Annotated in this window: 12 protein-coding genes; 7 read left to right on the top strand and 5 right to left on the bottom strand. The window is 54.1% G+C overall.

All coding sequences use genetic code 11. The features are described 5' to 3' along the window. The first annotated feature begins 145 nt into the window (after window positions 1–145). Window positions 146–1,492, top strand: coding sequence for an Lpg1974 family pore-forming outer membrane protein (locus ACR3ZL_RS27130; RefSeq protein ID WP_473649964.1), 1,347 nt, complete (start codon window positions 146–148; stop codon window positions 1,490–1,492). Window positions 1,493–1,545: 53 nt separating this feature from the next. On the opposite strand, the gene ACR3ZL_RS27125 is transcribed toward ACR3ZL_RS27130, so the two are convergent. Beyond that, window positions 1,546–2,604: a hypothetical protein gene (locus ACR3ZL_RS27125; protein ID WP_473649965.1), complete on the bottom strand. Its 1,059-nt coding sequence runs from the start codon at window positions 2,602–2,604 to the stop codon at window positions 1,546–1,548. A 216-nt stretch (window positions 2,605–2,820) separates the two neighbouring features. On the opposite strand from ACR3ZL_RS27125, the gene ACR3ZL_RS27120 reads away from it, so the two are divergent. Then, window positions 2,821–3,582, top strand: a complete 762-nt coding sequence (locus tag ACR3ZL_RS27120; protein ID WP_486173118.1) for an NAD(P)H-binding protein — start codon at window positions 2,821–2,823, stop codon at window positions 3,580–3,582. Between the two features lie 181 nt (window positions 3,583–3,763). Here ACR3ZL_RS27120 and ACR3ZL_RS27115 read toward each other — a convergent pair whose 3' ends face one another. The 4 genes from ACR3ZL_RS27115 to ACR3ZL_RS27100 all read right to left on the bottom strand — a co-directional run bounded on the left by ACR3ZL_RS27115 (window position 3,764) and on the right by ACR3ZL_RS27100 (window position 9,621). Then, window positions 3,764–5,896, bottom strand: coding sequence for a right-handed parallel beta-helix repeat-containing protein (locus tag ACR3ZL_RS27115; protein WP_486173117.1), 2,133 nt, complete (start codon window positions 5,894–5,896; stop codon window positions 3,764–3,766). A gap of 119 nt (window positions 5,897–6,015) precedes the next feature. Continuing rightward, entirely contained in the window at window positions 6,016–8,013 is a 1,998-nt protein-coding gene (locus ACR3ZL_RS27110) for a glycoside hydrolase family 97 protein (protein ID WP_473649968.1), read from the bottom strand. Between the two features lie 246 nt (window positions 8,014–8,259). Then, window positions 8,260–9,468, bottom strand: a complete 1,209-nt coding sequence (locus ACR3ZL_RS27105) for an aminotransferase class V-fold PLP-dependent enzyme (RefSeq protein WP_486173116.1) — start codon at window positions 9,466–9,468, stop codon at window positions 8,260–8,262. A gap of 6 nt (window positions 9,469–9,474) precedes the next feature. Next, window positions 9,475–9,621, bottom strand: coding sequence for a hypothetical protein (locus ACR3ZL_RS27100; protein ID WP_473649971.1), 147 nt, complete (start codon window positions 9,619–9,621; stop codon window positions 9,475–9,477). An 11-nt stretch (window positions 9,622–9,632) separates the two neighbouring features. Between ACR3ZL_RS27100 and ACR3ZL_RS27095 the strand changes: the two genes are divergently transcribed. The 5 genes from ACR3ZL_RS27095 to ACR3ZL_RS27075 all read left to right on the top strand — a co-directional run bounded on the left by ACR3ZL_RS27095 (window position 9,633) and on the right by ACR3ZL_RS27075 (window position 14,235). After that, window positions 9,633–10,607, top strand: a complete 975-nt coding sequence (locus tag ACR3ZL_RS27095; protein ID WP_473649972.1) for a phosphotransferase — start codon at window positions 9,633–9,635, stop codon at window positions 10,605–10,607. A 250-nt stretch (window positions 10,608–10,857) separates the two neighbouring features. Further along, complete coding sequence (locus ACR3ZL_RS27090) at window positions 10,858–11,172, top strand: TMEM14 family protein (RefSeq protein WP_473649973.1); 315 nt, start codon at window positions 10,858–10,860, stop codon at window positions 11,170–11,172. Between the two features lie 251 nt (window positions 11,173–11,423). Continuing rightward, entirely contained in the window at window positions 11,424–12,563 is a 1,140-nt protein-coding gene (locus ACR3ZL_RS27085) for a Re/Si-specific NAD(P)(+) transhydrogenase subunit alpha (protein WP_486173115.1), read from the top strand. Further along, a complete protein-coding gene (locus ACR3ZL_RS27080; RefSeq protein WP_473649975.1) occupies window positions 12,563–12,862 on the top strand; it encodes an NAD(P) transhydrogenase subunit alpha part 2 in 300 nt (99 codons plus the stop codon). The genes ACR3ZL_RS27085 and ACR3ZL_RS27080 overlap by 1 nt, the downstream gene beginning before the upstream one ends. Next, window positions 12,859–14,235 (top strand): NAD(P)(+) transhydrogenase (Re/Si-specific) subunit beta, encoded by a 1,377-nt coding sequence (locus tag ACR3ZL_RS27075; protein ID WP_473649976.1) that lies wholly within the window; start codon window positions 12,859–12,861, stop codon window positions 14,233–14,235. The genes ACR3ZL_RS27080 and ACR3ZL_RS27075 overlap by 4 nt, the downstream gene beginning before the upstream one ends. Window positions 14,236–14,403 lie beyond the last annotated feature (168 nt).

The raw sequence follows: 14,403 nt of genomic DNA, 5'->3' as shown, positions 1-14,403 counted from the left end.
CTCGCCGCCAGTGAGTTTCACGCCATTAATTCGGGTGAGCTCAAAATGACACATTGGACTGTCAATTTATCCAGGATGTTGATAACCGAAGGGCTCCTGAATCAGCTTGCAAGATTGCTCGTTTCCGCCCGTACCGGCATTTTCGATGAACTCATCTACATTAAGTAAACGTTTGTTTCCTGGCGAAAACGCCCTTTCAGGAAGCGGAATAACCCGGTTCTCGAGCAAGTCGAAGCGACGTTTTGATTTCAGCCGGTGTTTGACAATCGTCGTCGCTTGCGGCTTGTTGATGGGGATGTTTGCGTTGGAGGCGCGGACGCATGCGGAGGATCAAATCAACAACATCCCCGCGTCTTGGCAATCCGAAGCCGCCGCTGTCACCACACTATCGCTGCAGCAAGATTCGGATCTCCCCGAAGACACGATTCAGCAAACATCGATCGAATACACCCTTGACGAACCAGTCAATGAATTAGGTGCGGGGATGGATGTTCAAGCAAGCCTTCGTTCTATGCAAACGCAGTTGGCTCAACAGGAAAGGAAAATCCGGCAATTGAAGTCTGGTTCGGCCTTGATGAAAGCGGCTAGCGAAGGCGACGGACGAATCTTTGCAACCTTTGAAAGCGTTTTGGTGCAGCCGGTTCAGTCCAATGGTACCGGTGTAATTGTGGAAACGGACGATGGCTATTCGCACGTCGCGTTCCCTTGGGCCATCACACACAGTCCACGAGTTCAATTGGGACGGGAATCCAGTCCAGACTCGCTTGGCTGGAGGCTTCGAATGTGGGAGTTTCGCCACTCGCAAGGCTTCAGCGCCAATGACAGCAATGGTTTGATTCCCATCGGTAACGAGGCAACGGCTGGTTACTTCATTGAAAACGGTGACATGCTGACGGGGGTTTCGTTGCTAACCGAGGGCAGTTTTGTCAGTGCGATTCGAACCAACGTCATCGACATGGAACTTCAAAAACAGGTCACCGCGCCGTTCGATATCTACGCCGGTCTACGTTACGCCAAAGTGGCACAAAGCTACCGCGCGGCCACGGACGAAGGAAACGTGAATGCACAATCCGAGTTCCGAGGGATCGGTCCCACCGTCGCGATGCGAATCACGCACCGATTGCCACTGGAACGACTGGAGCTATTTTCCAACTTGCGTGGCTCAATGTTATTCGGTGCGAAGGATTTCTCCGCGACCGATGATGTTCCCGGGAACGTCGGACAATTTTCTGGAGAACTTGATCTTCGTTCTGGTGACGACTTCGCGGATTCCTTGGTTACCAATGCGGAACTTCAAATTGGCATTCGTTACATGATTTGTAAGTACTACACGTTATCAGTTGCGATGGAAGCACAGCACTTCGGTAACGTCGGTGGCCCAAACCCAACAGCCGCATTTGCTGGCGTCGACGGCGGGATTACCGGCGACAGTCCGCTTGACGATAGCCTAAGTTTTCTTGGGCTAAGCGTGCAGTCGGAATTCCTTTGGTAGCCACTTGCCGCCTCGTGTGAACCACACGCTGGAGGCTTCCTTGTCAGACCTGTTTAGATCAGGATGTAGATCTGAGCGTCGGCGATATCGCGGCTGCCGAGTTCAGCGAAGATGCTATCGAGTTCCGCGTGAACGAGGCATAGTGACGTCTCTTCCGGAGCGGACTCAGCTTCGTCTTCAGTGACGACTACGACATCATCGGTGGCCGTGTCTTCCGTGCCCGAGTCATCACTGCTGGTGTCCTCTAGGGTTGTATCGTCCGTCGTTGCATCATCGACGATGGTTGAGTCATCAACCACATCGTCATCGTCGGTCACAACGGCGTCTTCGTCCACTGTTGTATTGGTGACCAGAGTCACGTCATCGACCGATTCGGCTTCATCCACGGTATCGTCGATCACCCCAAGGTCACTGTCGTCGACTTCCACAATCGAATCGACCTCATCGTCTTGCTCATCCAAGCCAGACTCGGCATCCGACACCAGTGCTGATTCAGTGTCGTCACTGGTTTCATCGGACGACAGATCTTCGTCCTCGTGACATTCGTAATCGCAATCTTGCGCGGTGCTATCGGTATCGCCGGCCAATGTTTCGGACTCCTCCAGGTCATCTTCTGTGTCCGTCTCGGTTGTGGTGTCCGTTTCAGTAGCGGTCGTTTCGCTATCTGCAACGTCGTCGGATTCGTCACACGTTGTTCCTTCACCGATTGTTTCGTTGCCGGTAGCCGCGCCTGCTAACATTTCAGGGGACGGGCCAGGGTGATGACCGCCATCGCCTGGATGGGGTGGACGGCCGGAACCGTTTTCGTGCCGCGGCGGCATGATCCCTTCATCGCTTGCTTCCTCGCCACTGACTTCATCGGTTGATGTGGCGTCTTCTGCATCGGTGATATCCGTCTCGCTATCGGCTGTGCTTGTGGTGGCGTCTTCGGCGATTTCAAACGCGTCGGTTGTTTCGGTGGTGCTGCCAGCAACAACGGAAGCCACTTCGGCGACTTCTTCGGTCGGAAGTACGTCGGTAGCCGCCTCTACACCCATGCATCCCGCTAGCACGCGACGGGTTTCGAGACTTTGAACGGAAAGGCGTCGACGGTTGGGGGAGCGACGTTTCATGACGGGGTCCTTGGTTGATCAGGAATCAAGTGTTCGGACGATCGAGCGAATCGTTTGATCGCTCGCTCGTCATCTTCATAGGGACCGTCCGGCAATCGGATGTCACAGCAAAATATTTTCAGATCGTTCTTTGAAAAGGTTTCGTGGCATTGCTTTCTGGTAATCGTCCTAGTGGTGTAGTCAACGTTGTCCCTGAATCAGGTCGGAGTCATTGGCATGGTTTCCTTCGCTCGCTTTCCTCGTGCGGTCACTCAATCCACCCAGTCCATGCATGCTCGCTATCGCGCAAATGGAGAGATGGTTGGAACCGAAACGGTTTGTATTCTTGGAGCCGATGGTGCGATCGGTCGACGAACGATTGAGATTGCAATTAATTGCGGTTACCAGGTTCAAGCGTTGACCCACGAGCCACTCGATTATTCCCATCCACAATTGAGAGTTCGGAAGGGATCGCCACTCAATGCACGTGATTTGCGGACGGTCATCACTGGCAGTTCATGCGTCATGAATTTGTTGAACTTAGACGCGGGGCGGGTGACTTCATCGGTTTCTCTCCCGCCTCATTACAGTACTGAAGTCACCAAAATGACGATGTCGGCAATGCAGCGGCAACAAATTTCTCGGTACTTATTGGTCTCTCATCCGAGCGTCGTGATGCCCGCCGATCGACGCCAAACACCACAAGGAATCACTTTGAAATACTTGTGGCCCCTCGTGAACCGTCGTCGCTGGCGTGATCTGCAAACCGAAGCGGATTTGCTCAGTCGCACGACGTTGGCATGGACACTGATACGATGCCCGAAACTGAAGGACGTCGATGGATATGGACCGGTCGACGTGGACCGCCATTGTCCCAACGGAACGATGGTCAGCCTTGATCGATTGGCGAGATTCTTGGTCTACCAAAAAGATTGTGATAGCTATCTAGGCGATAGCGTCTTTGTTGCCAGTCGGCTGAGACGATCAAGGTGCTTCTAATCTCAGTGTCACTTGATCGAGGATGCAATGGCGTGCATCGGTCGAGACGGTGAAGTCACGGTTGTTAAATCGAGGCGATCGCCATGGTTTTGGTGAAACGAGATAGCCGCTGCGTTGTTTGGCACACGCCAGGTATCGGAATTCGGTCGCTGACCCAACGTGGCGTGGATTGCTTTTCTTCTTAACGCCGCGTGTTGGCAACCGCTTCGGGAAGACTGCCGGGTTCCAGCAGTGGTAGTCCATTCCAAATCCTGAATTGATTGACGCCTTGTTTCAGGTTTTGAAAGGGGCCAGGTATTGCTTGGCCATCGTTCGGAAGTGGCTGTCCAAAGAAGTCCTTGCGAATGGATTCGCGGTCTGTTGATCCGACGGACGAGAGTGAACCGGGGACCGTCAAGGTGAGGTGCTGTTGTTCCGGATCGTACGAAACTAACATTCCTTGCAGCAAGACACTGTTGGCATCATTAGGAAGATCATGGGCGAGCCAAAACGCCTTCCATTGATCAAACGTGAGGTTCGCTTTGGTCTCACCATCAATGGAGTCAGTTCCAGTGGACGAATCACCGAGGTCATGATCGACCATCTTGATGAACTCAGTTGGCGTCCAAGGTGACGGTTTGTCGCTGGCGCTGTTGATGCGGAAGACACGCTGTTGCGGAGTTGCATCATAGACGTTGTGATCCAAACGCTGAGGGCCACTTCGATGCGACGGATAGTTGATGTCCATCATCGCGTTGTGTTGAATGAATAAATTGTTGAACAGCGAATGCTGATAGGTTCGGGTGCGGGCGGTAACCTGATAGATGTAGGCTCCTTGCCCTCTGTTCTCGTTGACCGGACTGTTGGCAAACAGGTTGTGCATCGCCGTCGATCCCGACGCATCATGAACATAGAATTGGTGCAGTTTGTTGCCGATGGCGATGTTGTGATCCACGAAGGCGGAATCCCAATCATGGTCGCTCATTTCCAAGAAGATTCCTTTAACGCCGTTGTTAATGACAAGGTTCCCGGTAATGCGAGTGCCAGGAAATTGGTTGTCCAGCCAGATGCCATCGTTGCGTGGATTGTCGGCGACATAGTTTCGGGCAACCAAACCATCGCGGATGCCGTGGCACTTGATTCCGGCATGTTCGTAGCGTTTGTTGCCGATGAAGCCGAGCGTGTTGTTGCGCATAATCACGTTGTCTGAAATGACGACGCGTAGGCTGCCTGAACCGATCAATCCGGCCGCGCCGTTGTCGATGAAGTAGTTAGCTTCGATGCGATTATCGTTCCCCGATAGACTATCTTGGGCTGAGTTGAGATCTTTTGCGGATTGGGCGTCGGACTTGAATGCCCGTTCGTTGTCGCCGCCTTTGAAACCGATGTCGATTGCCATGGTGTTGGCGTATCGAATCATATTGTTGCGGACGATCCAGTGGTGGCCCCCACGTAAGCCCATCGCACCTGCTTGGGCCCATTTGGGAGTGTTCCAAAAATTGGTCGGGTAGTTGTTGCCGCAGTGTTCCATCACAAAACCTTCCACGGTGATGTATCCCAGCCCTAGTTGATGGGGTGCGAAGATTCGTTGGCGGGTTGTGATTTCGATGGATTGCTTGGCCGGCAGTTGATCGCCAAAGTTGACGTACACTCGTCCTGACTTCGCGTCGAAATGCCATGATTCGGCTTTCTGGCTGACTTCTTCGAAAAATGGAACTTGCGTGTACAGTTCGCCGTTAACGATGAACTGACCGCAGTTGTAAAACAGGTCCGGATTGCCATAGCCGAAACGTTCTTTTTCGGGCTTGCCTTGGCGGTTGTAAGGAGTGGAGGCGAGTTCAATTCGGAATGGGTTGGAGCCGCCGAGGTACGCGTCGTCGGTGAACATTGATTCGTCTAAGACGGCGTAATGCACGGATCCGGAATGTTGGGTCCAAGTGGGGGTCCATGGATCCGATCCTTTGATCACCACCTTGCCCCAAGTTTCGCCTCGGTAAGTGATCGGCTTGCCAGGTTGGCCACCGCGGGGTGGTGCAACTCGTTCGCGATACACGCCCTCGCGTACGAGAATCGTGTCACCCGGCATCGCCAGTTCGGCAGCATGGCTGATCGTTCGAAAGGGGTGTTCGGCGGTGCCTGTCGCGTCGTCATCGCCAAAGGTGGAAACCACCCAGGTTTCGGCGATGAGCGTGTTTGAAGTCGACCCCAACACCAAGAAGCTAAACGCAACGAAGCACAGTAACGCAAGGTTTTGTGTGAGTTCCGTTGGTAACAAGAGCAAGCGTGAAGCTGAACGCAACGAAGTGCGCGAAGCACTCAAGTAGGGAGGCTGCATGATCGTGAGGGCAGGGTTTCAGAGGAAGGATGTTCGGAGGGAGCCAGCGAGAAGCCAGGCGGCAGGTGGCCTATCAAGGCGATAGGAAAGGGCGGGAGCGGTCTCGACTCGCGGGGCGGCTACGGCCTCGGTACGATTCGGATCGCTTGACCACCTTGAGCGGATAAAGACATTTCCAAGACGGAGGTTTGGCTTACCGGATCCCGTGAGATGCCGACTCGCGTTCGAGTTTTGACGGTTGGGTCGTCAAAATAACGATTGGCGATGTAGGTTTGGTCGGCCGATAAGAAATCCAACGGCAGACGAATTTTGCGTTTGGTGCCACTGTTCATGGCTCCGATGAACCACTGGTCTCCACTACGCCGCGCGATCACGGCGTATTTTCCAATCTCGCCATCAAGCACGCGGGTTTCATCCCAGACCGTTGGCAACGCATCGTAAAACTCCAATTCGGGTTCATCGCCGATAACTTGATCACCGCCGCCAGCACCACCGACTTGGCCAGCCTTCGCTGGGCGATCGTACCAATACAGGAACTGCCATGGGCTGTAGAAGCAAACTGCCTTGGCAAGTTGATAAGCGTGGGTCGCGTTGTCGTCGACGCGTTTGGAGTAGTAGCACACGGTGTGGTCGGTGGGTCCGCAAATGGACCGGCTAAAGAGCAACATCATTGTGTGTTCATTGGTGGGTGATGTTTCGTCGCCTGCGTTGCCTTCAGATGTCATTAGGTTGGGATAGGTTCGTTCGTATCCCGTTGGGCGATATTCGTCATGGACATCGACCATCAATTGATGATCCGCTGCCTTGCGAATGGCATCGTGCAACCACGTCGTCCATTTCTGCGAACCGACGTGAACGAATCCGAATTTAACGCCGGCAACTCCCCAGGACTGGTAAAGGGGCAGGATCTCGTCCAATTGAGATTCCAATGCACGGTGGTTCACATACAAGAGCACGCCGACGCCGCGTTCTTTGGCATAGGCAATGACTTCTTGTAGCGCGAGCGGACCAGGGGAACGATTCGGGTCAACGGTTACGGTAGATGCATCCGAGGCATTGTCGTATTCGTTCCCATACCAACCTGCATCAAAATGGATGTACTCCATCTGATGCTCGACAGCGAAATCGACGGCCGCTTTGCCTCCGGTGGTCGTTAGCGTGACTTCACGCAGCACCTTTCCAGGCTTGATCCAAGAGGTGTCCTGAATCGCGCAGGGCTCGTTGAGGTTAGCGACTAGAAAGTTGTTCTCGATCAACTCACCCGGTCGGTTCGCCACCATGATGAATCGCCATGGTGTATCGCACGGTAAGCTAGCCTTTACTTTTCCAGTCAGTTGGCTGACCAGCGTGACGGGACCGTTTGATTGGTGTGTCGTCGCCTTGTTATCCGCCGATGGTTTTGTAATTGCCGACGTTTTGATAGGCCCGAGTTTCATTCTCGCGTAGTCGACCAGTCCCGCTTCACCCAGTGCTACGTACAGGTCATTGGCGGCCTGGATCGCTAACGGACGTTCGCAGCCATCGGCTACCTCGCTGAGTTTGGCTTTCTCGTAATCCGCCTGAGCTCGATAGGCGACCCACGTGTTGTGGTTGGCGGGGAATTGGAATTCGCTTAGCTCGCGATCGATATCGATACGGTCCAATCCAGCTTGCTTGGGGATTGTGTATCGAAAGGCGAGGCCCTCATTGAAGGCGCGGAAGGTCACTTCGATCGTGATCGGTCGCTTGGCGAGCGTTCGCAGCGTGAGGGTTGTTTCATTGTAGTGATCTCGAATGACACTTCGTTCGCCACAGACCGGTTTCCAAGTTTGATCATGGGAACGATTTTTTACCGAATGGGTGCGCACCCCTTTCGTCGTTGCTTGAGAGCCGACATCCAATCCAAGACTGGATGGGGCGACGATGGGGCGTCTTTGCCATGTGACGGAATAGCTAAGCAGGTCGGCGAGGTCACCGGTTTGGTTCACCTCGATTTTTGCGAGCAACTTTCCGTCGGGGGATGTCAATTCGACCGCTTGGGCAGGGTTCGAGCTGGCAAGCAGGATTCCGGAGACGACTGCGCAATGCGATAGCAGAGCAACCGACTGGCGAAATGCCAGAAAGGTGGATGGATTCATAGGGGTGGGGTCTGAGGTGGGAATCTTGAAAGATTTTGAGAGCAGCATTTGTTGGCACATCGAGTTCGGTGCCCGGTTTGCCTCGCTGTGGGACTACTTGCGTATCTGATCGCATCCGAATCAGAGAACGCTCCTGTTCTCTACTGCCGTAAGGCCGCAAATCGGCTTGGGAATTTGGAAAAATGCTTGATCTTGAGTCGTTGGGGTTTGACCAAATCAGCTAATGGGACCGAATTGGCTTCGAGATCACCATGATGTGTCGGCCAGGATATTTGCCAATCTTTCGTACTGTTCGAGCGAGTTGTAGGCCTGGGCGGAGATCCTGAGGCAGCCAAGATTCTCGTTAAGCCGAAACACTGGCATCTCGAAACGGTGCTTCGATCGGATCAACTGGCTAATCGCGTCGATTGCTTCCCTGGTTCGACCTTTCCATGCCGGGATGGGAATCGTCGCGATACTTCCTAGCATGGATTCGGGGGCAGGCTCGTCCAGTTGCAGTCGATCGAGGATGGCGCGGCGACCGGCAACAACAAGTTCGTGGTTGGATCGCATCAGAGCCGCCAAGCCGTCATCGATTGGCTGGCCAGACGGCGACGGATGAGGTAACAGTGTCGCCAGAAAATCCAGCGCTGTGGGCAACGCAAGAATGGGAGATGGATCAAACGTGCCGGGCCAATTGAAGTTTGCTTGAAAACGAGAATCGCCAAAGCCATCGGTATTGGCTCCGTGACTGATCACGGTCGGCTGCACTTCGTCTTGCCAATCTTGGCGGACGTACAGAAATCCCGACGCTTTGGGGCCGCACCACCACTTATGGTGGTTGGCGGTGTAGTAATCCGGTTGGAGTTGATGCAAGTTGACTGGGATCATACCGGGCGCATGCGCCCCATCGATCATCACCCGAATGCCGCGGGCGTGTGCGAGTTGCACAATTTCGCCAACGGGAAGAATGATTCCGGTTGGGCTGGTGACATGATCGATCAGTATCCAGCGTGTCCGCGAAGTCAGGCTGGCTGCGATCGCGTTAACAACTTGGGAAGGATCGTTGATAGGGAACGGCAGATCCGCAGTGATCACCGTAGCGCCGCAACGATCCGCGGCGTAGCGGACTGCATTGGTGCATGCTTTGTACCCATGGTTGGTGACGAGTAATTCGTCACCTGCTTGAAGCGGTAACGAGCGTACAACCGCGTTGACTGCATCGGTCGCGTTGCGGACGAAGACGATGTCGCGCGCAGCGGCGTCAACCAGATTGGCGACCCGATTTCGCACTCGATCAAGTTTGGGCAGCAAAGTTCGCTCAGGTGCCAAAAACTCAATAGGTTCCGTTTCAAGCTGGGCGATCCATTCTTGTTGGGCCGCCAGAACACAACGTGGAGTGGCGCCAAATGACCCGTGGTTCAAATAGTCGACGTCAGGGTGGAGCAGCCAGTGATCTTTAAGCGATTTCGACAATTGGTTTCACTTCGGTTGGTGCGTGCTGGTCAGGGAAAGGGATGTCGATAACATGAACGGCTTGGTTGCGATCGACGGCATTTGGATGTCTAGCGGTAACGCTTGTGGATCGCCCGTGCCGGTTTGGCGAAAGCGACCGTTTAGAGTTTGCAAGAGTATCAATCATGGACTTGTTTTCGGATGTTCACCAATGGCTGCTCGAAACACTGTCCGCCAAGAATGTAACGAACGTTCGCAATCTGCAAACGTTATGGAGTGGTTACGGTGCGATCCTGCGTGTCGGTCTTTCGGGTGGGCCGGCGTCGTCGGTGATTGTCAAACAGGTTTCACCGCCGACGCAAAACAATCATCCTCGCGGTTGGAACACCGATTTATCGCATGAGCGTAAGCTTCGTTCGTATGAAGTCGAATCGAATTGGTATTCCAGTTTTAGCGATCGCTGTGACGCGGCTTGCCGAGTTGCGAAATGTTTTGCGGTCGGTGAAGTTGCTAGCGGGCAAGTGATCGTGCTGGAGGATCTTGATGCAGCGGGGTTTGCGAATCGTCGTCACCAGCTCGATGCCGAAGGAGTTTCGTCGGGCTTGCAGTGGTTGGCGGCCTTTCACGCCAAGTTTTTGGGTGTGGATCCTGAAGGACTTTGGCCGGTCGGAACTTACTGGCATTTGGGCACTCGCCCGGACGAGTGGTCAGCGATGGGGGAAGGGAACCTGAAACGGTTCGCATCCCAGATCGATCAGCGACTGCTTGCGGCCCGCTTCCAAACGCTGGTTCACGGGGATGCGAAGGTGGCCAATTTTTGCTTTTCCAATGACGCGACAGCGTTGCCCGCCGCGGTGGACTTTCAATACGTCGGCGGCGGTTGTGGAATGAAGGACGTGGCGTACTTCTTAGGCAGTTGTTTAGACGAGGCACAATGCGAACGCGACGAATCGTGGCATTTGCAGATCTACTTTGACGCCTTGCGGAAAAGTCTTGCTAACCAAAACGTGGATGCTGCCATGGTGGAGTCCGAGTGGCGGGAGTTGTACCCGTTTGCGTGGGCCGACTTTGTGCGTTTTTTGGAAGGCTGGTGTCCTGGGCATGCCAAGCTTCATCGCTATTCGCGAAAGATGGTCGAGACTGTCCTGTCTCAGATCTAGGATGATCCGCTTTAGCCTTCGTTCATGGGTGGTGATTACCGTTGTTCAATTGATCTCGTTCAATTAATTACCATGAATTGATCTCGATGAATGGTGATGCCGTTGAGACTCGATGCCGATAGAAGCTGGCACCTTGGAGCATGCAGGTGAGTCACTACAATCCAGCCAAAGGCAGCTAGGGGTATCGGATCTGTGTTGGAATCCGCCTCACGCATGTTGCCAAAACATTGCTATTTGAAAAGTAAACGAGATGGGCTTTCCAGAAATCGTGACGGGGATATTCGGAGCATTTGTCATTTTTGGAGGCGTGATGGGCTACGTGAAAGCTGGCAGTAAGGCGTCCTTGATCGCTGGTGGAATCACGGGCGGACTGCTTCTGGTCTCGGCGTTTCTGATCTCAAGAGAGATTGCCGCAGGAACAATTTTGGGAATTGTGGTTTCGTTGCTGTTGATTGGTCAGTTTGGACCGTCTTTGTTTAAGAAGTTCAAAGTGATGCCCAATCTGTTGGTTGCGATCTTGGGATTGATTACCGTCGTGACGCTTGTCGTTCGCCTTTTTCAATAGGTCCCATTCCTGATAAGGATGTTTTGGCAAGCCGGTCTTTGAGAATGCGGGTCTGAACCGGTTTCATGAAAGTCGGCTGCGGCGCTCGTAGTCATTTGACCGCGTGGGATGGGATAGCGGTATCGTGGCTTTATTCCATCGCAAAGTCTTGTTTTTCGCCGCTGCCGTCACATGACCCCCGCGGGAATTGGCTAGACTCAAACGGACAGTCGTTTGAAAACATGGACCTTTGATCTGGGGAACACACCGCGATGCGAATTGCCGTACCCAAAGAAACCTGGCCGGGTGAACTTCGAACCGCGATGGTGCCAGCCAACGCGAAACGGTTGGTGAAGGCGGGATTTTCAATCAGCGTCGAGTCTGGGCTGGGCCTTGCGGCGGGCTTCTCGGACGATGCGTTTGAGCAGGCCGGGGCGACGGTGGTTGCGGACCGGACCGCGTTGTTCGGCCAAGCTGAATTGGTCCTGCGAGTACGCAAACCCGAGTTGGCTGAAGTCGCGGGGATTCCGGCTAACGCCGTCCATGTCAGCTTCTTGGATCCCTTCAACGAGCGAGAGTTGGTTGAGGCGTTGGCGACGCAGGGTGTGACGTCGCTATCGATGGAAATGATCCCGCGTAGTACTCGCGCCCAAAAGATGGACGCATTGTCGTCGCAAGCAAACTTAGCCGGATACGTCACGGTGATCGAAGCGGCGCATTTATGCCCGCAAGCATTCCCAATGATGATGACGCCGTCGGGCACAATTCGGCCGGCACGAGTGTTTGTAATCGGTGCGGGTGTGGCAGGCTTGCAGGCGATCGCGACCGCAAAACGACTGGGAGCGCGGGTGGAGGCGTTTGACACTCGACCCGTTGTCGCCGAACAGGTTCGCTCGTTGGGAGCCAAGTTCGTTGAAATCGATTTGGGCGAAGTGGGCCAAACCGAACAGGGGTACGCCAAAGCGTTAACGCCCGAACAGATTGAGCTGCAACGCGAAGGCCAGAAAAAGGTTGTGGCGGAATCGAATGTGGTGATCACGACCGCTCAATTGTTTGGCCGGCCCGCGCCACGTATCGTCACAATGGACATGATCCAGCAAATGCAGCCAGGCAGTGTGCTAGTCGATATGGCCGTGGAAACCGGCGGTAACGTGGAAGGCTCGGTGCTTGATCAAGTGGTCGATATCGACGGTGTGAAGATCATTGGGCGTGGCAATTTGCCGTCCCAGGTCAGCCGCAGTGCTAGTGAAATGTATTCCAACAACTTGGTTAATTTGATCGAAGAGTTTTGGGACGCCGAATCGAAGCAGCTTCAGTTGGACGCGAGCGATGAGATCGTCCAAGCCGCCGTGGTGACCCGCGATGGGGCGCTCGTGAATGAAACTATCCGCAACGCATACGGAGAATCGTGATGGAACTTGTCTATCTTGGATTTGTTTTGATGTTGTCGATCTTTCTGGGATTTGAACTGATCTCCAAAGTGCCTGCGACACTGCATACGCCGCTCATGTCGGGGGCTAACGCGATTTCGGGGATCACCGTCGTCGGTGCGATCACGTCGGCGGGTGCCGGGCTGGAAGGGTGGGCCACTCTGTTAGGAGCACTCGCGGTTTTCTTTGCGACCGTCAACGTCGTTGGTGGGTACATGGTGACTGACCGCATGTTGGGCATGTTTAAGAAGAAGAAAGATCAAACGGGAGACACACCATGAGTACTGAAGTCATTGGTGCCGGCTACATCATTGCCGCCATCCTGTTTGTGTTTGGATTGAAACGGATGAGTTCGCCGGCGACGGCGGTCCGTGGCAATGTTCTGTCGTCGATTGGCATGTTGATAGCCGTCGTGGTGACGTTGACGTCACGCGATATCATCGATTTTAAATGGATCTTGGTGTCCGCCATACTTGGCAGCATCGTCGGGATCATCGCGGCCAAACGCGTGGCCATGACGGGCATGCCCGAGATGGTCGCGTTGCTAAACGGTTCTGGTGGCGTCGCCAGTTTGTTGTTGGGCTGGGCCGCGTTGCAGGCTGCGGAATTGCAAGGCGACGACCTGTCTGCCTTCACGATGGTGACCATTCTGTTGTCGATCCTGATTGGCGGTGTGACCTTTACCGGAAGTCTGGTGGCCTGGGCGAAATTGTCTGAAGCGATCAGCAGCGGGGCGATGAATTTTCCCGGCCAGCGGTTCTTGAACGTGCTGATATTGCTTGCCCTATTGGCATGCAGCGTGATGTTGGTGATGGGGCAGGGGCCGCCGACGGTATTACTGGCTGTCGTGATTGTCTTGACGCTGGTATTGGGCGTGATGGCGGTCATTCCCATCGGTGGCGCTGATATGCCCGTCGTGATCTCGTTATTGAATAGCTATTCAGGATTGGCGGCGTGTGCGGCGGGACTCGCGATTGACAATACGATCTTGATTGTGGCTGGTTCTCTGGTGGGTGCGGCAGGAATCATTTTGACCAACATCATGTGTAAGTCGATGAATCGTTCGCTTACCAATGTGCTGTTTTCAGGGTTTGCTGCTCCGCAGGCCGCAACGAAGGTGGAAGGTGAGGTCAAGCCGATCACTGCTGAGGATGCGTATCTGATCTTGGAAGCGGCGACCAACGTAACGATGGTTCCCGGCTATGGTATGGCGGTCGCTCAGGCGCAGCATGTGGTTCGCGAACTTGGGGAGCTGTTGGAAGCCAATGGGGCGGAGGTCACCTACGCGATCCATCCGGTCGCGGGCCGAATGCCAGGGCACATGAACGTGTTGTTGGCCGAAGCAAATGTTCCTTACGACCAATTGGTTGAAATGGAGGACATCAACCGGCGGATCGAAAACATCGATGTGGCGGTCGTGATTGGTGCCAACGATGTGGTGAATCCAGCCGCTCGGGAAGACGAGAATAGCCCAATCTACGGAATGCCGATCATCAACGTGGATCAGGCTCGGACGGTGTTCGTGTTGAAACGATCGATGGCGTCGGGCTTTTCGGGCGTTGAAAACCCGCTGTTCTTCAAAGAGAACACTCGCATGCTGTTTGGCGATGCGAAGCAATCTCTTTCTACCATTATCAGCGAATTTAAGAACTGATAGCCGTTTTCAGGTGCAGCGATTGGCGTGCGTCGATTGTTATCGAGACGCCGCAATCGCTTGTGGAAATGGGGATGTGTAAAGGTATCTCGGCTCAGCACCAACCAACCCAATGGCTATTGGTCCATGAGCCAATGAAGGTGGTGTCGTGCGCCAGGGCCTCTTTGA

It is taken from the genome of Rhodopirellula sp. J20-39 (assembly GCF_057365095.1).
This window is presented reverse-complemented; position numbering and strand designations above follow the sequence as displayed.